This window comes from Novosphingobium olei (genome assembly GCF_037076535.1).
GTDB lineage: Bacteria > Pseudomonadota > Alphaproteobacteria > Sphingomonadales > Sphingomonadaceae > Novosphingobium > Novosphingobium olei.
The window spans coordinates 893,209-912,670 of the sequence record NZ_AP029021.1 but is presented as its reverse complement, the minus strand read 5'-3'; the positions used below and the strand labels follow the sequence as shown (position 1 = coordinate 912,670).

26 protein-coding genes are annotated in these 19,462 nt (G+C 65.8%); 3 read left to right on the top strand and 23 right to left on the bottom strand.

Annotated elements, in window-relative coordinates; genetic code table 11:
- Positions 1–38 precede the first annotated feature (38 nt).
- From AACH40_RS04405 to rpsM, 3 genes are all read right to left on the bottom strand, one after another.
- Positions 39–1,103 carry a DNA-directed RNA polymerase subunit alpha gene (locus AACH40_RS04405; protein ID WP_169492463.1) on the bottom strand — a complete coding sequence of 355 codons (1,065 nt, stop codon included), beginning with the start codon at positions 1,101–1,103 and terminating at the stop codon, positions 39–41.
- A 118-nt stretch (positions 1,104–1,221) separates the two neighbouring features.
- Positions 1,222–1,611 carry a 30S ribosomal protein S11 gene (rpsK, locus tag AACH40_RS04400; protein WP_008065643.1) on the bottom strand — a complete coding sequence of 130 codons (390 nt, stop codon included), beginning with the start codon at positions 1,609–1,611 and terminating at the stop codon, positions 1,222–1,224.
- Between the two features lie 55 nt (positions 1,612–1,666).
- On the bottom strand, positions 1,667–2,035 hold the full coding sequence (gene rpsM, locus AACH40_RS04395; RefSeq protein ID WP_169492462.1) for a 30S ribosomal protein S13: 369 nt from the start codon (positions 2,033–2,035) through the stop codon (positions 1,667–1,669).
- A 443-nt stretch (positions 2,036–2,478) separates the two neighbouring features.
- Here rpsM and AACH40_RS04390 point away from each other — a divergent pair, with 443 nt between their 5' ends.
- Positions 2,479–3,525, top strand: a complete 1,047-nt coding sequence (locus AACH40_RS04390) for a glycosyltransferase family 2 protein (protein WP_338644340.1) — start codon at positions 2,479–2,481, stop codon at positions 3,523–3,525.
- Complete coding sequence (locus AACH40_RS04385; RefSeq protein WP_338644339.1) at positions 3,522–3,899, top strand: GtrA family protein; 378 nt, start codon at positions 3,522–3,524, stop codon at positions 3,897–3,899. The genes AACH40_RS04390 and AACH40_RS04385 overlap by 4 nt, the downstream gene beginning before the upstream one ends.
- On the opposite strand, the gene AACH40_RS04380 is transcribed toward AACH40_RS04385, so the two are convergent.
- Both AACH40_RS04380 and gdhA read right to left on the bottom strand, forming a co-directional pair.
- On the bottom strand, positions 3,900–5,462 hold the full coding sequence (locus AACH40_RS04380) for a hypothetical protein (protein ID WP_338644338.1): 1,563 nt from the start codon (positions 5,460–5,462) through the stop codon (positions 3,900–3,902).
- 116 nt (positions 5,463–5,578) lie between these two features.
- Positions 5,579–6,934, bottom strand: a complete 1,356-nt coding sequence (gdhA, locus tag AACH40_RS04375; RefSeq protein WP_338644337.1) for an NADP-specific glutamate dehydrogenase — start codon at positions 6,932–6,934, stop codon at positions 5,579–5,581.
- Positions 6,935–7,217: 283 nt separating this feature from the next.
- On the opposite strand from gdhA, the gene AACH40_RS04370 reads away from it, so the two are divergent.
- The gene (locus AACH40_RS04370; protein WP_338644336.1) at positions 7,218–8,558 is read left to right on the top strand and encodes an MFS transporter; all 1,341 of its coding nucleotides are present in this window, start codon (positions 7,218–7,220) and stop codon (positions 8,556–8,558) included.
- 169 nt (positions 8,559–8,727) lie between these two features.
- Here the strand turns inward: AACH40_RS04370 and AACH40_RS04365 are convergent, their stop codons facing one another.
- From AACH40_RS04365 to rpsC, 18 genes are all read right to left on the bottom strand, one after another.
- Positions 8,728–9,798 (bottom strand): SRPBCC domain-containing protein, encoded by a 1,071-nt coding sequence (locus AACH40_RS04365; RefSeq protein WP_338644335.1) that lies wholly within the window; start codon positions 9,796–9,798, stop codon positions 8,728–8,730.
- A gap of 56 nt (positions 9,799–9,854) precedes the next feature.
- Complete coding sequence (locus tag AACH40_RS04360; protein ID WP_338644334.1) at positions 9,855–10,499, bottom strand: adenylate kinase; 645 nt, start codon at positions 10,497–10,499, stop codon at positions 9,855–9,857.
- Between the two features lie 30 nt (positions 10,500–10,529).
- Complete coding sequence (secY, locus tag AACH40_RS04355; protein WP_169492454.1) at positions 10,530–11,897, bottom strand: preprotein translocase subunit SecY; 1,368 nt, start codon at positions 11,895–11,897, stop codon at positions 10,530–10,532.
- A gap of 158 nt (positions 11,898–12,055) precedes the next feature.
- Positions 12,056–12,535, bottom strand: a complete 480-nt coding sequence (rplO, locus tag AACH40_RS04350; RefSeq protein ID WP_338644333.1) for a 50S ribosomal protein L15 — start codon at positions 12,533–12,535, stop codon at positions 12,056–12,058.
- The gene (locus AACH40_RS04345) at positions 12,522–13,745 is read right to left on the bottom strand and encodes an acyltransferase (RefSeq protein ID WP_338644332.1); all 1,224 of its coding nucleotides are present in this window, start codon (positions 13,743–13,745) and stop codon (positions 12,522–12,524) included. The genes rplO and AACH40_RS04345 overlap by 14 nt, the downstream gene beginning before the upstream one ends.
- A gap of 163 nt (positions 13,746–13,908) precedes the next feature.
- The gene (rpmD, locus tag AACH40_RS04340; protein ID WP_169492451.1) at positions 13,909–14,085 is read right to left on the bottom strand and encodes a 50S ribosomal protein L30; all 177 of its coding nucleotides are present in this window, start codon (positions 14,083–14,085) and stop codon (positions 13,909–13,911) included.
- 6 nt (positions 14,086–14,091) lie between these two features.
- The gene (rpsE, locus tag AACH40_RS04335; RefSeq protein ID WP_169492450.1) at positions 14,092–14,805 is read right to left on the bottom strand and encodes a 30S ribosomal protein S5; all 714 of its coding nucleotides are present in this window, start codon (positions 14,803–14,805) and stop codon (positions 14,092–14,094) included.
- 2 nt (positions 14,806–14,807) lie between these two features.
- Positions 14,808–15,158 carry a 50S ribosomal protein L18 gene (gene rplR / locus AACH40_RS04330; RefSeq protein WP_169492449.1) on the bottom strand — a complete coding sequence of 117 codons (351 nt, stop codon included), beginning with the start codon at positions 15,156–15,158 and terminating at the stop codon, positions 14,808–14,810.
- Entirely contained in the window at positions 15,158–15,691 is a 534-nt protein-coding gene (rplF, locus tag AACH40_RS04325; RefSeq protein WP_338644331.1) for a 50S ribosomal protein L6, read from the bottom strand. The genes rplR and rplF overlap by 1 nt, the downstream gene beginning before the upstream one ends.
- A complete protein-coding gene (gene rpsH / locus AACH40_RS04320) occupies positions 15,691–16,086 on the bottom strand; it encodes a 30S ribosomal protein S8 (RefSeq protein WP_169492447.1) in 396 nt (131 codons plus the stop codon). Before rpsH ends, rplF begins: the two co-directional genes overlap by 1 nt.
- Before the next feature lie 10 nt (positions 16,087–16,096).
- Entirely contained in the window at positions 16,097–16,402 is a 306-nt protein-coding gene (rpsN, locus tag AACH40_RS04315) for a 30S ribosomal protein S14 (protein WP_169492446.1), read from the bottom strand.
- A gap of 27 nt (positions 16,403–16,429) precedes the next feature.
- Positions 16,430–17,011 (bottom strand): 50S ribosomal protein L5, encoded by a 582-nt coding sequence (rplE, locus tag AACH40_RS04310; RefSeq protein ID WP_169492445.1) that lies wholly within the window; start codon positions 17,009–17,011, stop codon positions 16,430–16,432.
- Entirely contained in the window at positions 17,004–17,321 is a 318-nt protein-coding gene (gene rplX, locus AACH40_RS04305; RefSeq protein ID WP_169492444.1) for a 50S ribosomal protein L24, read from the bottom strand. The genes rplE and rplX overlap by 8 nt, the downstream gene beginning before the upstream one ends.
- Positions 17,321–17,689 carry a 50S ribosomal protein L14 gene (gene rplN, locus AACH40_RS04300; protein ID WP_169492443.1) on the bottom strand — a complete coding sequence of 123 codons (369 nt, stop codon included), beginning with the start codon at positions 17,687–17,689 and terminating at the stop codon, positions 17,321–17,323. The genes rplX and rplN overlap by 1 nt, the downstream gene beginning before the upstream one ends.
- A gap of 126 nt (positions 17,690–17,815) precedes the next feature.
- Entirely contained in the window at positions 17,816–18,085 is a 270-nt protein-coding gene (gene rpsQ / locus AACH40_RS04295; protein WP_169492442.1) for a 30S ribosomal protein S17, read from the bottom strand.
- A 10-nt stretch (positions 18,086–18,095) separates the two neighbouring features.
- The gene (gene rpmC, locus AACH40_RS04290) at positions 18,096–18,299 is read right to left on the bottom strand and encodes a 50S ribosomal protein L29 (RefSeq protein ID WP_169492441.1); all 204 of its coding nucleotides are present in this window, start codon (positions 18,297–18,299) and stop codon (positions 18,096–18,098) included.
- Between the two features lie 12 nt (positions 18,300–18,311).
- Entirely contained in the window at positions 18,312–18,746 is a 435-nt protein-coding gene (gene rplP, locus AACH40_RS04285) for a 50S ribosomal protein L16 (RefSeq protein ID WP_039334360.1), read from the bottom strand.
- A gap of 3 nt (positions 18,747–18,749) precedes the next feature.
- On the bottom strand, positions 18,750–19,460 hold the full coding sequence (rpsC, locus tag AACH40_RS04280; protein WP_169492440.1) for a 30S ribosomal protein S3: 711 nt from the start codon (positions 19,458–19,460) through the stop codon (positions 18,750–18,752).
- Positions 19,461–19,462 lie beyond the last annotated feature (2 nt).

Sequence of the window (19,462 nt, the reverse complement as noted above, 5' to 3'; positions counted from 1 at the left end):
CCGAATTAGGGGCGCCACAACGGGCGCCCCCGAATTGCTTAACCGAGCAGCTCCTGCTCCAGCTTCTTGGCCATCTCTTCGATGTTCTCCGGCGGCCAGCCGGGGATGTCCATGCCGAGGCGCAGGCCCATCGACGAGAGGACTTCCTTGATCTCGTTGAGCGACTTGCGGCCGAAGTTCGGCGTGCGCAGCATCTCGGCTTCGGTCTTCTGGACCAGATCGCCGATGTAGATGATGTTGTCGTTCTTGAGGCAGTTGGCCGAACGCACCGACAGTTCCAGTTCGTCCACCTTCTTGAGCAGGTAGCGGTTGAGCTGGTTGGCGTCGCTTTCTTCCGGCGCGTGCGTGGCAACGCCACCCGAAACCGAAGGCGCGTGGCCGGTCGGCAGCTGGTCGTCGAAGTGGACGAACAGCGAAAGCTGGTCCTGCAGGATGCGCGCGGCATAGGCCACGGCGTCTTCAGGGGTGACGGTGCCGTCGGTTTCGACCGTCAGGTTGAGACGGTCGTAATCGAGCTCCTGGCCGATACGGGCGTTTTCAACCTTGTACGAGACCTGGCGGACCGGCGAGTAGAGCGAGTCGACCGGGATCAAGCCAATCGGGGCATCGACCGGACGGTTCGACACGGCGGGGACGTAGCCCTTGCCGGTGTCGACGGTCAGTTCCATGTTGAACGTCGCGCCTTCGTCGAGATGGCAGATCACGAGGTCCTTGTTCATGACCTCGATATCGCCGGTCACGGCGATGTCGCCCGCCTTCACTTCGCCCGGGCCGGTGGCCGAGAGCTGCAGACGCTTGGGGCCTTCACCCTGCATCTTGAGCGCGATCTGCTTCACGTTGAGGACGATGTCCGTCACGTCTTCGCGCACGCCAGCCAGCGACGAGAATTCGTGCAGCACGTTCTCGATCTTGATCGAGGTGACGGCCGCGCCCTGGAGCGACGACAGCAGCACGCGACGCAGCGCGTTGCCGAGCGTCAGACCGAAGCCACGTTCCAGCGGCTCGGCGACGAAAGTCGCACGGCTCTTGGCGTCGTTGCCGGACTTGATCTCGAGGGAGTTGGGCTTCTTCAGTTCCTGCCAGTTCTTGATGTTGACAGTCATGGAATTCCCCTGGGGTTAGTTCGGGAGCCGGAGGTCGGCCGAGGGATGGCCGCGCCCGGTCAAAGATATTGGGCGCTCCGGCGCGGTGGATCCGCCGCGCCGGGTGCCGAAAGGCAGGTCAGACGCGACGGCGCTTCGAAGGGCGCACGCCGTTGTGCGGGATCGGGGTCACGTCACGGATCGCCGTGATGGTGAAACCGACCGCCTGAAGGGCGCGCAGGGCGCTCTCGCGGCCCGAACCCGGGCCCTTGACTTCGACTTCGAGGGTGCGGACGCCGTGCTCGGCGGCCTTCTTGCCGGCGTCGTCCGCGGCCACCTGGGCGGCGTACGGGGTCGACTTGCGGCTGCCCTTGAAGCCCATCATGCCGGCAGATGACCACGAAATGGCGTTGCCCTGGGCATCGGTGATGGTGATCATGGTGTTGTTGAAGCTGGCGTTGACGTGCGCGACACCACTGGTGATGTTCTTGCGCTCGCGGCGCTTAATGCGCTGAGGTTCGCGTGCCATGTGCTGAATTCCTGTCGAGAAACCGTTGGGAAGATCAGACCCTTACAGGTCGATCTTACTTCTTCTTGCCGGCGATCGGCTTGGCCTTGCCCTTGCGGGTGCGGGCGTTGGTGTGCGTGCGCTGGCCGCGGACCGGCAGGCCCTTGCGGTGACGCAGACCACGGTAGCACGCGAGGTCCATCAGGCGCTTGATGTTCATCGCGGTTTCGCGACGAAGATCGCCTTCCACGGTGTGTTCAGCGTCGATCGTTTCGCGGATCTGCAGGATCTCGGCGTCGGAGAGGTCCGACACGCGACGGGTCTGGTCGATGCCCAGCTTGTCGGCGATCTGCTTGGCCTTGAACGGGCCGATACCGTGAATGTAGGTCAGCGCGATGATAACGCGCTTGTTGGTGGGGATATTGACCCCGGCAATACGAGCCACTTGTTTCTCCGTTTGCTCCACAGGGTGCCGACATCGAGTCGAGACCCTATCTCATCGCTTCACGCCGCCCCGAAAATGGCAAAAACCCGCGCAGAACAAAGCATTCGCCCTGACTGCCGGGAACCCTTCCGGTTGAGAGTGAAAGGCGCGCTTAGGACTTTTGGGGTTGAGCGTCAACCGCCATGCCGCGCAAACGCGCGATTTCCGCTCCGTTGCCGATGCAAGAGCGGTCTGCTGCGTCCACGTGCGATAATACCCTATCGCCGCAGGATCGTCAAAGGGGCGCGTTGCCCCTTCCCCTTGCCGCCGGGAAACCGGTCATCGCTTGCTTTTGCCGCGTTATCGTAGGCTTAAGGACTGCGCGCCTAATACCAGACATGGTTAACAACTGGCAGGGCGCGGCGCGAGTGCCATCGCGCGGAACGGGGCGACACGGGGCGGACATGATAACGGCACAAGCGCAGGCGCCACGGGCATGGTCTGCAACGACTGGGATCGAGGCCCAGGGGACGAAAGCGGAGGAGGCGAAAGCCGGCGCGCCGCAGCCGCGCATCGCGGTGCTGCTGCCCGCCTATAACGAGGCGCTGGCGATCGGCCCGGTGATCGACGCCTTCCGCGCCGCCCTGCCCGGGGCGACGATCTACGTCTACGACAACAACAGCAAGGACGGCACCGGCGATATCGCGCGGGCGCACGGCGCGGTGGTGCGGATCGAACGGCGGCAGGGCAAGGGCTATGTCGTGCGGCGCATGTTCGCCGACGTCGATGCCGACATCTACGTAATGTGCGATGCCGATGCGACCTACGACGCCGCCGCCGCGCCCGAACTGGTGGCGCGGCTGCTCGACGACGGGCTCGACATGGTGGTGGGCGCGCGCAGCGCGATCAGCGACACCGCTTATCGCCCGGCGCATGCCTTCGGCAACTGGATGCTGACCGGCATCGTGCGGGTGATCTTCGGCAACACCTTCACCGACATGCTGAGCGGGTATCGCGTGTTCTCCCGCCGTTTCGTCAAGTCGTTCCCGATCACCTCGCAGGGGTTCGAGATCGAGACCGAACTGACCATCCATTCGCTCGAGCTGCAGATGCCGGTGGACGAAGTGCGCACGCGCTTCACCGACCGACCGGAAGGTTCGCTGAGCAAGCTGAGCACGGTGCGCGATGGCTTGCGCATCCTTGGCACGATCATCGGCCTGCTCAAGCTGGAGCGGCCGTTCCACCTGTTCGGCATCGCGGGCGCGCTGCTGATGCTGCTGTCGATCGCGGCGGGCTCTCCGGTGGTGGCCGAATTCGTGCGCACGGGCCTTGTCCCACGCCTGCCCACGGCGGTGCTGGCGACCGGGCTGATGATCATCGGCTGGTTCAGCGTGTTCAGCGGCCTGATCCTCGATTCGGTAACGCGGGCGCAACAGGAGGTGAAGCGGCTGCGCTACCTCGAACTGGCAGGCGTGCACGCGCTGACCGAAGCCGATCCGGCATCGAGGTGAACGCCTTCCTGCGCTTCGCCCTTGTCGGCGCGGCCGGTTTCCTGGTCGATGCGGGTGTGCTCGCCCTTGCCGTTTCCATGGGCGCGGGCCTGTTTGCCGGGCGGGCGCTGTCCTACCTCGTCGCCGCGACGTTTACCTGGGCGTGCAACCGGCGCTTCACCTTTGCCGCCACGCAAGCGCCGAGCGTGGGGGAATGGGCGCGGTTCCTGGTCGCCAACGCGGGCGGCGGGATCGTGAACCTCGGCGTCTATTCGGCGCTGGTGGTGGCGGTGCCGCTGGTCGCGCACGCGCCGGTGCTGGGGGTGGCGGCGGGATCGATCGCAGGGCTGACGGTCAACTTCCTCCTTTCGCGCCGCTTCGTGTTCCGCGCCTGATCAACGCAATGGCGGCGTGGGCAGCGTGACGGGACAGGCATAGGGCGGCAGCCAGCACGGCCAGCCGATGCCAAGCGACGGCGCATAGCGCGCAACCGGGCGGCGCGGGAACGGGCCGTGCAAGGGGCGGGTCGCGACTTCCATCGGATTGACCGGCCAGCTCACCCCGCGCGGGACATCTTGCCACACTTCGTTGCCGGCGAAATCGCGGCGCAGCGCTTCGCCCAGGACGCGATGCTGGTCGGGCGCGGGGACGAGGTGGACGTCGAGCAGGTTGCGCTGCGCCCCGGCTGCGTCCTCGATCGACGAATGGCCGAAATAGACCAGGGCGCCGTCGTCATCCACGCCTTCGAACACGACCAGGCGCGCCGGGCGGTCCGCCGCCACCGGCACCGGATCGAGCCGCAGCGCGCCGAGCAGCAGCAGCGGCGTGACGGCGAGCGCGGCGGCAGCGGGCCGGTGCCTGAGGCGCGAGAGCCAGTGCACCATCCCCAGCGCCAGCGCGGGCAGCAGCCACTTGAAATAATGGACATTGCCGAACGCCCAGAGCCCGCTGGGCAGCAGGTCGATGTAGGCGAGCATGACGACGGTATAGGCCGCAGCCGGCAGCACAAGCAGCAGGCCAAGCATGCGGCGGCGCGCATCGGCCAGCAGCAGCAGCAGGCCGGCAAGGCCGAACGGGAGCCAGGGCAGCACGCGCAGCAGGCCGTAGCCTTCGGGATACCATGGGCGGGGTTCGACCAGCAGAAGATAGGCCTTCCACCCCGTCCACGCGAGGTTGGTGCCGTACGCCGCCGAGAGCAGCATGTAGAGCGACGGCCGCGGGCCGTGGATCGCAAGGTGCAACGCAAGGCCCAGTGCGACGACGGCCAGCCCGGCGCCGATGATGGCGCCCAGCGCGTCCCAGCGCCGCCCGTGGCGGATCAGGCCCCAGGCCGCGATCGCGCCGATCAGCGCCGCGACGGGCACGTCACCGGGGCGGCCGAGCGGGATCAGCGCCAGCACCGCACCCAGCGCGGCGGCGCGGCGCAGGCTCAACGCTTGCGGGTGGTCGCGGTCCAGCGTCCGCGTCGTCCAGGCGAGCGCGAGCCAGATCAGCGCGGCGGAGGGTGTGGTGGTCCAGGGCATCAGCCAGCCGCTGCCGATCTGCGGCCAGGCGATGGTCGAAAGCAAGAACACGACCGCCGCCGAAATGCCGCTCAGGCCAACCAGCCGCGCCACTTCGCGAAAGCCCCAGTACGCGGCGAGGAAGCAGGCGGTATCGACCAGCGTGGTCTGCACCAGCGGCGGCAGGCCGGCAAACGGCGCCAGGAGCAGCGGATAGAGCATCGGGTACCAGTGCTGCCCGGGCGAAAGATCGCCATGGAACAGCGCGCGGGCCGAGGTGAGGTACTGGCCCTGATCGAACCAGCCGGCAAAGCGCGGCGGCTGATCGAGCAGGAGCATCGGGATCGGGTGCGAGAGCACCACGCCGACCAGGAAGGCGAGCGCGACGATAGCCAGTTCTGAAAGCGCGGATTCCGGCAAAGCCGCGCGCCCATCGCGCGCTTCGATATTGGTCATGACATTCCAGCCTGGCACGGCCGGAGCGGCCCCCCGGCGTGGTGCATAGGCCAGCCCCGGCCGGCTGCCAATCGGTCTGGCGGCCGGGGCTGTGCCCAAGCTGGAAGCGGCGCGCCTTACACCACGCCGAAGGCCAGCATCGCGTCGGCCACCTTCTTGAAGCCCGCGATGTTCGCACCCTTCACGTAGTCGACATAGCCGCCGCCCTGGTCGCCCCAGGTGAGGCAGGACTGGTGGATGCCGAACATGATGTCCTTGAGCATCTGCTGCAGTTCCTCCTCCTTCCACGCGCGGCGTTCGGAGTTCTGGCTCATCTCGAGGCCCGAAACCGCGACGCCGCCGGCGTTCGAGGCCTTGCCCGGCGCGTAGAGCAGCTTGGCCGCCTTGAACACGTGCACACCTTCGAGGTCGGTCGGCATGTTCGCACCCTCGGCCAAGGCCTTGCAGCCGTTGGCGACGAGCGTGCGCGCGTCCTCGCCCAGCAGTTCGTTCTGCGTGGCACAGGGCAGCGCGACATCGCAAGGGACGCCCCACGGGGTCTTGCCTTCGTGGAAAGTCGCCTTGGGGAAGGCTTCGACATAGTCCTGGATGCGGCCGCGACGGTGGGTCTTATGCGTCTTGACCCAGTCGATCTTTTCCTGGTCGAAACCGTCCGGATCGTGGACGAAGCCGCCCGAATCCGACAGAGTCAGCACCTTGCCGCCCAGCTGGACGATCTTTTCGGCGGCGTGCGTGGCGACGTTGCCCGAGCCGGAAATGACCGCGCTCTTGCCGACGAGGTCCTCGCCCTTGGTCGCCAGCATGTTGGCGAGGAAGTAGACCGCGCCATAGCCGGTCGCCTCGGGCCGGATCAGCGAGCCGCCGTATTCCAGCCCCTTGCCCGTGAGCACGCCGGTGAACTGGTTGGTGATGCGCTTGTACTGGCCGAACATGAAGCCGATCTCGCGACCGCCGACGCCGATGTCGCCCGCCGGCACGTCGACGTCGGCACCGATGTGGCGGTAGAGCTCGGTCATGAAGCTCTGGCAGAAGCGCATGATCTCGCGCACGCTCTTGCCCTTGGGGTTGAAGTTCGAGCCGCCCTTGCCGCCGCCCATCGGCAGGCCGGTGAGCGCGTTCTTGAACGTCTGCTCGAAGGCGAGGAACTTGAGCACGCTTTCATTGACGCTGGGATGGAAGCGGATGCCGCCCTTGTAGGGTCCGATCGCGTTGTTGTTCTGTACGCGGTAGCCGCGCTGGACGCGGATGTTGCCGGCATCGTCTTCCCAGCACACGCGGAACGACACGACCCGGTCGGGCTCGGCAATGCGGCGCAGGATCTGCTGCGCGTGGTATTCTTCCTTGTCCTGGATGAATTCGTAGATGTCTTCGGCAACCTCCTGAACCGCCTGGACGAATTCGGGCTGGTTGGGATTGCGCTTCTTGACGCCTTCCATGAAGGTCGGAAGGTCGACGTGATCGCTCACGGCCATGCTATTCTCCCCCGGTGGCCGGCGTCCTGCCTGAATGCAGGGTTGGCCGGCAGTCCTTTTTCGACACGTGCGACCGGTGGAGCGTCTGTGGCGATCGGCAGCACCTGGCCGAGTCGCGCTCCTTGCGATCTGGAACGTAACGTTTTTTCGCCTCGTGGGTAGGCGCTTGGTCCGAGGTGGAGCGAGATCAGCCCGCAATTGCCCTGAAAACGCCGGACTTGCGGGGCCGCGCGCACATGCGCAAGCTGCGGCCGGAGGAGAATCCGGCGCAGCGGGGGGTGCGATGGAACATGACGAGCGCGATGGCGCGATCGAGCGCACGACGATGCGCAAGGTGGCGTGGCGAACGCTGCCGTTGCTGATGCTGGCCTATCTGGTCGCCTATATCGACCGGACCAACATCAGCTTCGCCGCGGTGACGATGAATGCCGATCTGGGCTTTTCGGCGACCGTCTATGGCATCGGCGCGGCGATGTTCTCGATCAGCTATGCCCTGTTCGAAGTGCCGTCGAACCTGCTGGGCGACAAGGTCGGCCCTCGTCGATGGCTGGCGCGCATCCTGGTGACCTGGGGTCTTCTTTCCGCCGCGACGTCGCTGGTCGGCAATGCCTGGCAATTCTATCTCGTGCGCTTCCTGCTGGGGATTGCCGAGGCGGGCTTCTACCCGTGCGTGGTGCTCTACATCGCCGGGTGGTTTCCGCCCGAATATCGCGCCCGCGCCGTCTCGCGCTTCTATGTCGCGCTGCCGGTGGCGATGATCGTGATGGGCGGGCTGGCCGGGCCGCTGCTGCGGCTGGACGGAACACTGGGCCTGCGCGGCTGGCAGTGGCTGCTGATCGCCGAGGGCATCCCTTCGGTACTGATCGGGTTGCTGGTTTTCCTCATCCTGCCCGACCGCCCGGAAACCGCACGCTGGCTTGCGGGCGAGGAGCGCGCCTGGCTTGTCCGGCGGCTGGCGCGCGATGCGACCGAGGCGGCGGAGGGGCGCGTGCGGCACGGCTGGCGCGCCGTGCTCCATCCGCTGGTGCTGTTGCTGGGCCTTGCCAACCTGCTGAACTTCGTGCCGGTCAGCGCGGTGGTGGTCTATGCGGCCAAGATGCTGATGGCGTTCAACGCCTGGAGCGTGGATCAGGCGGGCGCGCTGGTGGCGCTGTGCGGCGTGATCACTGCGCTGACCACCATCGGCACGGGCATGTTCGTCGACAGTTCGGCGCGGCGCTATTTCCTCGCGTATGGCGCGCATCTGATCGCGGCGGCGCTGGGCCTTGCGCTGCTGTCATCGGCGACGCGCGGCCCTGCGCTCGCCGTGTCGACCGGATACTGCCTGTTCATGGCCTGCTCGCAGGCTGCGGGGCTGCTGCCGGTGACGCTGCTGTCCCGCCTGCTGCACCCCGGCGAGCGCGCGGCCGGTCTGGCGATGGGCAACACCATATCGCAGCTCGGCAACTTCATCGGGCCGGTGCTGTTCGGGATCGTCTATGATGCGAGCGGCGGTTACCGCATGGGCCTTGCCGCAATCGCCCCGGTCCCGTTGGTGGCCATCGCCCTGATGGCGGGCAGGACCGCAGGCGTGCTGGGACCGGCGCGACGGGGCGCGGGCAGCGAAGTTCATGGGTTGGGATGAGAACGCGCAAGGTGGGTGCGCCGTGAAGAAATAGGCAGCCCTTCGACACGCTCAGGGCAGGCGGTGACGGACTGCGCCTGATCCCCAGCTCGTCTGTCGTGAGCTTGTCGAAGGACTGGCTCTCGTTCTGCGCCTCGCACGCCTTGCTGCCGATGGGCCCCGCCTGGGCCTATTGCGGCTTGTCCGGCGTGTCCGTTCCACCGAGGGCCGCATCGAACGCGGCGTTCGCATCCTCGTGCTCCTTGTCGACCGGCCGTGCGGCTGGGGCAGGCTTTCTGGCAGCCGTCGTCTTGGCGGGGGTTGCCGACTTTGGCGATGCAGGCTTCGGCGCGGCCGGCTTTGCCGTCGCTGGCTTGGCCGCAGCTGGCTTGGTCACCGCAGGCAGCTTCGAGACCGAGGCGGGCACCGTCGCCGCGTTCGCGTCTGCCAGCGTGGTGGTGCCGCCGGACGCCTTCGCCGGGCGGGTCGCCGGTTCTACGGACCGGGCTGCAGCGGCGGGCGTTGCCGCGCTGTGGCGCACGGGCTTGCTTCCCGGCCCCGGCGGAAGGCTCCAGCCTTGCGGAGCGACGGCCGCCGTGGGTGCAAGGGCAGGATCGCTGCCTTCGCCCGGCGACGGCGCGGGGCCTGTCGCCTCGGGGGCAGGTTGCGACGGTGTCGCGGGCGGCAATTCGGCGGCCGGCTCCGCGCTGACCGGGCCGAGCCTGGTCGCCAGCGAGGCGAGTTGCGCGGCCATGACCTTGTCGACCGCCGAGGCGATGTCGGCCACCGGGTAGCGCATGAAGCCGCCGACAACGTAGTCGAACACGATGCGGCTGCCGGTCTCGGTGGGCTTGATGGTGATCGTCAGCGTGCCCTGCACCGCCTCGCTCTGCAACGGTCCCAGCGCGCCGGACAGGCGCAGCGCCTTGCCCGGCTCGGCATAGAGCACGCGCATGTGCTGCACGCCGCCGGGGCGGTCGCCCTTGGCCGCGTCCTTGGGCAGCGGCAGGCGTTCGCAGAAGCAGCCGCCGGGAACTGGATCGAGGCTGAGGTTGGCCGCACTGCCCGAAAAGGTGTGCTGGGCCTGCCACCATTGCGCGGGGACAATGACCGTCTTCCACGCATCGGCAGGCTTTGCGGTGACATGCGCCGCGACGCGAACGACGAAGCCGTTGTCGGCCTTGGCCACGACCTCGGCCTGGGCCGGCTGGGCGGCCGCGCTCGCAAGCAGAAGGGCGAGCGCGGGGGTGCGCAGGTTCATCGACGGGACCTCAATGGCAGAACGGCGCGCCACGACGACGCGCCCTCCCCATGAGACTAGCCGATAATTGCCTCGATGGCAGCCGTCACGTCATCCATATCGGCCATGCCGTCGACGCGGGCGACGATGCCGCGGCTCTCGTAGATCGGCAGGATCGGCGCGGTCTTGGCGCGGTATTCGGCCATGCGGGTGCGCACGGTCTCTTCGTTGTCGTCGGGACGGCGCTTGAATTCGTGTCCCCCGCATTTGTCGCAGGTGCCTTCGACGGCGGGCTTCTCGAACTTGTCGTGATAGCCCTTGCCGCAGGCGGCGCAGGTGTAGCGACCGGTGATACGCTCGACGAGCGCGTCCTCGTTCACTTCAAGCTCGATCACGTGGTCGAGCTTGCGGCCGCGGCTTTCGAGGATCGCATCGAGCGATTCCGCCTGCGGCGCGGTGCGCGGGTAGCCGTCGAAGATGGCGCCCTGCCCCGCCGGCATCGCGTCGAGCTCGTCTCCGATCAGCGCCGAGACGATCTCGTCGGAAACGAGCTGGCCCGCGTCCATCACTGCCTTGGCCTGAAGCCCGACCGGCGTGCCCGCCTTGACCGCGGCGCGCAGCATGTCGCCGGTCGAAAGCTGCTTCATGCCGTGCCGCTCGACGAGCCGCTGCGCCTGGGTGCCTTTGCCCGCCCCCGGCGGTCCCAACAGGATGATGTTCACGTGCCTTGCGTCCCCCTAATGGCCCCGCGCTTAGCGCAGGCGTCCCTTCAGTTTGGCCTTCTTGATCAGGTCGCCATACTGGTGTGCCAGCAGGTGCGACTGGATCTGGGTGATGGTATCGACGGTCACGTTGACCACGATCAGCAGGCTGGTGCCGCCGAAGAACAGCGTGCCCATGCCGGTTTCGGCCATGATCCATTCGGGGACCACGCAGACCACGGTGATATAGGCAGCGCCGAGTACGGTGATGCGGGTCAGGACATAGTCGAGATAGGTGGCGGTGTTCTTGCCCGGGCGGATGCCGGGGATGAAGCCGCCGTTCTTCTTCAGGTTATCGGCGGTCTCTTCAGGATTGAACACCACGGCGGTGTAGAAGAAGCTGAAGAAGATGATGCCGAGCGCGTAGAGCACCATGTAGGCCGGCTTGCCGTGGCCGAGGTACTGGTTGAGCGTCACGATCACCTGGCCGGTGGTGCTGTCGGGCGAGACGGCGTTGCCGGCGAACTGGGTGATGGTAAGCGGCAGCAGCAGCAGCGAGCTGGCGAAGATCGGTGGAATGACGCCGGCGGTGTTGAGCTTGAGCGGCAGGTGGCTGCGATCAGCGGCCATCATGCCGTTCTGCGACGCGCGCTTGGGATACTGGATCAGCAGCCGGCGCGTGGCGCGCTCGAAGAAGCAGATGAAGATCACGACGCCGACGATCAGCACCAGCACGCCCGCGATCGCGAACGGGTTGAGCGAGCCGGTGCGGCCCTGCTCGAACAGGTTGCCGAAGAACTTGGGCATCTGCGCGACGATGCCTGCCATGATGATCAGCGAAACGCCGTTGCCGATGCCGCGGCTGGTGATCTGTTCACCCAGCCACAGCAGGAACATGGTGCCGCCGATCAGCGAAATCACCGCGCCGACCTTGAACAGCAGGCCGGGGTTGACCACCGCCTGCAGCCCGCTCGACGCGCCATAGGCTTCAAGGCCCGAAGCCAGCACCCAGCCCTGGATCGCGGTCAGCAGCACCGCGCCGTAGCGGGTGTACTGGTTGAGCTTCTTGCGCCCGCTTTCGCCTTCCTTCTTGAGGGCAGCGAGCGAGGGGTGGAGCGAGGCGGCCAGCTGCACCACGATCGAGGCGGTGATGTACGGCATCACGCCGAGCGCGATGAGGCTCATGCGTTGCAGCGAGCCACCCGAGAACGCGTTGAAGATATCGAGGATGCCGCCGCGCGTCTGGTCGTACAGCGTCTCCATGATCAGCGGGTTGACGCCGGGCAGCGGCACGAAGCTCAGGAACCGGAACACGATGAGCGCGCCCACCGTGAACCAGATGCGCTTCTTGAGCTCTGTGGCCTTCGAGAAGTTCGCCAGGTTGAGGTTGCTGGCGATGTTATCGGCGCGGGATGCCATTGGTCTGGTGTCAAGCCTTGCTGGGGCGCCGGGACTGTCGAACTGGCGCCGCATTCACGTGAGGTTGGCCCGAAAGAACGAGCCTTGCGTGAAGCCCATATAGAGAGGGCGCAGGGATTCCAAGAACCCCCGCGCCCTCAATACGCGATTAAATCGGATCAGGCTGCTTCGACCTTGGTCGCAAGCACCTCGACCGCGCCGCCAGCCTTCTCGACCGCAGCGACCGCGCCCTTCGACGCGCCGGCGACCTTGAAGCTGACCTTGGTGGTCAGTTCGCCCTTGCCGAGCAGGCGCACGCCGTTCTTGCCGCCACGGGCCAGGCCAGCAGCCTTGAGCGCCGCATGATCGACAACGCCGTCGGTGGCGAGCTTGCCGGAATCGATCGCCTTCTGGATCATGCCGAGGTTCACTTCGGCGTAGTCCTTGGCGAAGATGTTGTTGAAGCCGCGCTTCGGCAGACGCATGTGGAGCGGCATCTGGCCGCCTTCGAAGCCGTTGATGCTGACGCCCGAACGCGCCTTGGCACCCTTCTGGCCGCGCCCGGCGGTCTTGCCCTTGCCCGAGCCGATGCCGCGGCCCACGCGCATGCGGCCCTTGCGGGCGCCATAGTTGTCGGAGAGTTCGTTAAGCTTGGTCATGTCGGAGCACTCGCTTTCGCTTTGAGTCGCGCTTGATGGGAAGCGCGGCCCTTAGGCGAAAGCGAAAGGGTTGTCGACTCCTCCGGGTGGCAACCGTGCGTGCGTCAACCGCCGACCGGGGAAGGCGCCGGTCGAGACTTGCCACGCCCGCCGAACAGGCCATCAACCCAGCGCCTGGCCGGTGTCTCGAAGTAGCGCCATGACAGGTAGCTCCAGATCGCGACGCGGCATAGGTAAACATCATCAGCGCAACCATCGGCGCCAGAGACAGGTGCAGCAGCTTGTCCCCTGCCGCGTTGAGCAGGACGAGGATGAAGAAGCCGTGCCAGAGGTAAACCGAATAGGTCAGCTGCCCGAGCGGCGCCAAACGCCGCACCAGCGGCAATACCTCGCCCCGCACATCGGCTGCGATGGCCGACAAGCCCGTGGCCACGATCAGGGCCAGCTGGGCCGACCCCGGCGCGCCGATCATCGCGGCCACCGTGCTCGCAACGACGAGAGGCACGGTGAGCCAAGATCCACCCCGCACACGCGCAAGAAGGCCTCGCGCGTAGCTGGCCGAGACGCCCAGCGCGAAAGAGGGCAAGGCGCGGATTGGGGGATAGAGATCCGTCCACACCCGGGCCGTGTCATTCACCCGGAACGCCAAGAAAGCCACGAATGCGGTGAAGCCCAGAACCACGAAAAGTCCGCCCCCCCGCGCCCGTACAGCCGCCAGCGAAAGAAGCGGAAACAGGATGTACATGAGCATTTCGGCGCTGATCGACCAGTTCACCCCATTGTAGTAGAGCCCGTTGCACCCCGGAAATATGGCATGAGCCAGGAATACGGTCCGCACCATGCACGATGGATCGTTCGAAGGCGCATGGTCCGCGTGAGCGAACCGCCCGATGACTGCCCACATCGCGACAGCCAGCACGAACGTCAGCAGGTGCAACGGGAACAGTCGGCCGATCCGGCGCTGCATGAATCGCCCGAACTGCGGGAGGCTGGCCACGCGCCCACGATAGACATGCGCGATGACAAAGCCGGATATCAGGAAGAACAGGTCGACAAAGAGCGCAAGGCCCGCCGTTCTCTCCCCCGCGGTCGCGCGCTGCGCCTCGGGGATAAGGAATTCGTGCGAATGATGCCAGACAATCGCAGCGGAGGCATAGAATCGCAGGAAGTCGAGGTTCAGCATCTCCTCGGACGTGGACTTCAGCATCATGGCCTTCCCTGACACGCGCACCCTCCGGAAAACCCCTGACGCGCCCATGCGATTGTGCACTGCATCACGGGCGCCGCGTCAAGCGCCGATCCCTTAAGAAACGCAAAAGGCCCCGGCAGTGATGCCGGGGCCTTTCGTGTTCTTGCGCAGGGCGCGGACGGGGTCAGTCGACCACGGCCACCATGTGCGGAAGCTTGGCGATCGCGCCACGCACTTCGGCGGTGTCTTCCACCTCGACCACGCGGTGCATCTTGCCGAGGCCCAGGCCGATCAGAATCTTCTTCTGATGTTCCGGGCGACGGATCGGCGAACCGATCTGCTTGATCTTGATAGTCGCCATGATTGCTTACTCCACGATGGCCGCGGCTTCGGCTTCCGCCTCAACCGCAGTGGCGCCGCCGCGACCCAGCAGGTCGGCAACCTTCTTGCCACGACGCTGGGCAACCGACTTCGGCGAAGTCTGGTCGGTCAGCGCGTCGAAGGTGGCGCGGATCATGTTGTAGGGGTTGCTGGTGCCGACCGACTTGGTCACCACGTCAGCCACGCCCAGGCTTTCGAAGACGGCGCGCATCGGACCACCGGCGATGATGCCGGTACCGGCCGGAGCCGACCGCACGTTGACCTTGCCAGCGCCGAAACGGCCCTTGCCGTCGTGGTGCAGGGTGCGGCCTTCCTTGAGCGGAACGCGAACCATCTTCTTCTTGGCGGAAGCGGTTGCCTTGGTGATGGCTTCCGGCACTTCGCGGGCCTTGCCGTGGCCGAAGCCGACGCGGCCCTTGCCGTCACCGACCACGACGAGCGCGGCAAAGCCGAAGCGCTTGCCGCCCTTCACGGTCTTGGAAACGCGGTTGATGTGGACGAGCTTCTCGATGAGCTCCTCGCCACCTTCTTCCTCGTTGTTGCCACGGCCGCGACGATCGTCGCGACGGCCACGGCCGCCACGCTCGCCACCGCGATCGTTGCCACCACGGCCACGGCCACGGCCACGACCTTCACGCTGCGGCTCACCGCCGGTCGATTCGACCGGAGCGGCGGCTTCCAGGTTGGTTTCGTCAGCCATTGTCAGAACTCCAGGCCGCCTTCGCGGGCAGCGTCAGCCAGCGCCTTGACGCGGCCATGGAACAGGAAGCCGCCGCGATCGAACACGACGGTGGTGATGCCGGCAGCCTTCGCCTTCTCGGCGATGTCCTTGCCGACCTGGGCGGCCGCATCGACGTTGGCGCCGATCGACTTCTGGCCCTTCACCAGCGACGACGAAGCGGCAATGGTCTTGCCGGCGGCGTCGTCGATGATCTGGGCGTAGATGTGACGGCCCGAACGGTGCACCGAAAGGCGCGGGCGGCCACCGGCACGCGCCTTGAGCGCAGTGCGGACGCGGCGGCGGCGGCGATCGAAGAGGGACAGCTTGGCCATTACTTCTTCTTCCCTTCCTTGCGGAAGATGAACTCGCCGCGGTACTTGATACCCTTGCCCTTGTAGGGTTCGGGCTTGCGCCAGCGACGGATCTCGGCCGCAACCTGGCCGACCTTCTGCTTGTCGATCCCGATGATCTGGACCGTGGTGTTGTCCGGCGTCTTGATCTCGATGCCTTCCGGCACCGGGAAATCGACGTCGTGGCTGTAGCCGAGCTGCAGCTTCAGGTTCTTGCCCTGGGCCGTGGCGCGGTAGCCGACACCGGTGATCTCGAGGACCTTGGTGTAACCTTCGGTGACGCCGGTCACGAGGTTCGACACGAGCGTGCGCTGCATGCCCCAGAAGGCGCGCGCCTGCTTGGTGTCGTTCGCCGGCTTGACGAGGATGCTGTCACCTTCGACGGTGTAGCTGATCTCGTCGCGCAGGTTGAGCGTGAGCGTGCCCTTCGGGCCCTTCACGGTCAGCACGCCGTTCGCGATATCGGCGGAGACCCCGTTGGGGATCGCCACCGGCTTCTTGCCGATGCGGCTCATCAGAACACCTCCGCCAGCACTTCGCCACCGACGTTGGCAGCGCGTGCCTCGGCATCCGAGAGCACGCCCTTCGGCGTCGAGACGATGGTGATGCCGAGGCCGTTGCGGATCACCGGGAGTTCCTTGGAACCCGAGTAGACGCGGCGGCCGGGCTTGGAGACGCGGGCCACGTGCTTGATCGCGGGCTGGCCTTCGAAGTACTTGAGCTCGATGCGCAGCTGCGGGTGGGCACCGGTGGTGTCCTCCGAGAAGCCGCGGATGTAGCCTTCACGCTGAAGGACTTCGAGCACGTGCGCACGCAGCTTGGAAGCGGGCGAGAGGACTGCGTCCTTCTTCGCCTGCTGGCCGTTGCGGATGCGGGTGAGCATATCACCCAGGGGGTCGGTCAATGCCATCGGATGATCCTTACCAGCTCGACTTGGTCACGCCGGGGATGAGCCCCTTGTTGGCAAGGTCGCGCAGCTCGACGCGGCACAGGCCAAACTTGCGGTAGTAGCCGCGCGGACGGCCGGTGGTGTTGCAGCGGTTGCGCACGCGGGTGGGGTTCGCGTTGCGCGGCAGCTCGGCCAGCTTGAGGCGGGCGATCAGGCGCTCGGTTTCATCGAGCGATTCATCGTCGGCCTGGGCCTTGAGCGCAGCAAACTTGGCTGCATACTTCTGAACCAGCTTCTTACGACGCTCGTTCTTGTTGATCGAACTCAGTTTCGCCATGGACTTAAGCTCTTCCTTGGAACTGACTTACGCGGCCTGCTGCTGTTCAGCAGCTTCCAGCGGGAACGGGAAGCCGAACAGGCGGAGCAGCTCGCGCGCTTCCTCGTCGGTCTTCGCGGTGGTGGTGACGATGATGTCCATGCCACGCACCTTCTCGATCTGATCGTAGCTGATCTCCGGGAAGATGATCTGCTCCTTCAGACCCATCGCATAGTTGCCGCGACCATCGAACGACTTCGGGTTCAGACCACGGAAGTCGCGGATGCGGGGCATGGCGATGGTGATGAGACGGTCGAGGAATTCGTACATGCGTTCACGGCGCAGGGTGACCTTGCAACCGATCGGCATGCCTTCACGCAGCTTGAACTGCGCGATCGACTTCTTCGCCTTGGTGATCACGGGCTTCTGACCGGCGATGAGTTCCATCTCCGCAGCGGCCGTGGTGACCTTCTTCTTGTCCTGGCTCGCTTCGCCCACGCCCATGTTGAGCGTGATCTTTTCGATGCGCGGGATTTCCATCGCGTTCTTGTAGCCGAACTTTTCCTGCATCGCCTTGGCGATGTCGGCTTCGTACTTGGCCTTCAGACGCGGCGTGTACTTATCAGCCATCGATGGCCTCCCCGGACTTGACGGCCACGCGGACCTTCTTGCCGTCGCGCTCTTCGAAACGAACGCGGGTGGGCTTGCCATCCTTGTCCGCGACCGCGACCTTCGAGATGTGGAGCGGCGCCTCCGAACGGTCGATGCCGCCCTGGGGGTTCGCCTGGCTCGGCTTGCGGTGACGCGTGGCGATGTTCACGCCGGCGACGACGACCTTGTTGTCCTTGGGCAGAACCTGCAGCACCGTGCCGGTGCGGCCCTTGTCCTTGCCCGAACGGACGACGACGCTGTCACCCTTCTTGATCTTCGCGGCGGCCATTACAGCACCTCCGGAGCGAGCGAGATGATCTTCATGAAGCCCTTGCCGCGCAGTTCGCGGACCACGGGGCCGAAGATACGGGTGCCGATGGGCTCTTCGTTCTTGCCGACGAGCACGGCGGCGTTGCTGTCGAAGCGGATCACGCTGCCGTCAGCACGGCGCACGTCCTTCTTCGTGCGAACGATCACGGCGCGGTGCACGTCGCCCTTCTTGACGCGGGCACGCGGCTGCGCTTCCTTAACCGACACCACGATGATGTCGCCGACGCCGGCAAAACGACGCTTCGACCCGCCCAGCACCTTGATGCACTGGACGCGCTTGGCGCCGCTGTTGTCCGCGACGTCGAGATTGGATTGCATCTGGATCATTGATCCGGTTCCTTCTCACTGGCTTGCCGGAACCAGTCCGGCAGTTCCAAAATCGCAATTCGGACGGGCCCTATCGACGAGAGCGGACCAGATGTCCACCCTCGCCCGAAAGAACCCGCCTGACCCTCAGACGTCGGCTTCGATCGCGGCGGTCTTGCCGGCCGTGACGCGGTCGATGACCTTCCACGTCTTCAGCTTCGAGATCGGCGCCGTTTCCTCGATGCGGACGGTTTCTCCGGTCTTGAACGAGTTCTGCTCGTCGTGCGCGTGGTACTTCTTCGAGCGGCGGATGATCTTCCCGTAGAGCGGGTGCTTCACCTTGCGCTCGACCTTGACCACCACGGTCTTGTCGGTCTTGTCGGACACAACGGTGCCGACCAGGATACGCTTGGGCATATTGGCTTCCTTACGCCTTGGCCGACTGAGAACGCTCAGTCTGCAGCGTCTTGATGCGCGCGATGTCGCGGCGCACTTCCTTGATGCGCGCCGGACGTTCCAGCTGGCTGGTCGCCGCCTGGAAACGCAGGTTGAACTGCTCGCGCTTGAGCTCGGCGAGATCAGCAGAGAGCTGGTCGTCGCTCTTGACGCGAAGGTCTTCGAACTTGGCCATCGTAGTCTCTCCTTACTCGCCGCCAAGGTGCGAGGTATCACCCAGGCGGGCGACGACCTTCGTCTTGATCGGCAGCTTCATCGCCGCGCGGCTGAACGCTTCGGCCGCGAGCGGACCGGGAACGCCATCGAGCTCGAACAGGATGCGACCCGGCTTCACGCGGGCTGCCCAGTATTCGATCGAACCCTTACCCTTACCCTGACGGACTTCGGCGGGCTTCTTCGACACCGGCACGTCGGGGAACACGCGGATCCACAGACGGCCCTGACGGCGGATGTGGCGGGTGATCGCACGACGGGCGGCTTCGATCTGGCGGGCGGTGACGCGCTCCGGCTCCAGGGCCTTGAGGCCGTAGGAACCGAAGTTCAGGTCGGTACCACCCTTGGCAACGCCATGGATGCGGCCCTTGAACGCCTTGCGGAACTTGGTCTTCTTCGGTTGCAGCATGGCTTAGTTCCTGCGGTCGTCGCGCGCCGGACGGACGCCGGAAGTCTGCGCTTCCATCATCAGTCGGTCCTGCGCCATCGGGTCGTGACCGAGGATCTCGCCCTTGAAGATCCAGGTCTTGATGCCGATCACGCCATAGGCGGTGTGGGCTTCGGCTTCGGCGTAGTCGATGTTCGCGCGCAGCGTGTGCAGCGGAACGCGACCTTCACGGTACCATTCGACGCGGGCGATTTCCGCACCGCCGAGACGGCCGCCGCAGGTGATCTTGATGCCTTCGGCGCCAAGACGCAGGGCGGACTGCACCGCGCGCTTCATCGCACGGCGGAAGGCCACGCGGCGAACGAGCTGGTCGGCAATGCCCTGGGCGACGAGCTTGCTGTCGATTTCCGGCTTGCGGATCTCGACGATGTTCAGCTTGACGTCGCTCTGGGTCATCGTCGCGAGCTTCGAGCGAAGCTTCTCGATGTCAGCGCCCTTCTTGCCGATGATGACGCCCGGACGAGCGGCATAGATCGACACGCGGCACAGCTTGGCCGGACGCTCGATGACCACCTTCGAGATCGCAGCCTGGGGCAGGTTCTCGACGATGTACTTGCGGATCTGGAGGTCTTCCTTGAGCAGCTGCTCGTAGGAGCGACCTTCAGCGTACCAGCGGCTGTCCCAGGTACGGTTGATCTGCAGGCGCAGACCGATGGGGTTCGACTTGTGACCCATGA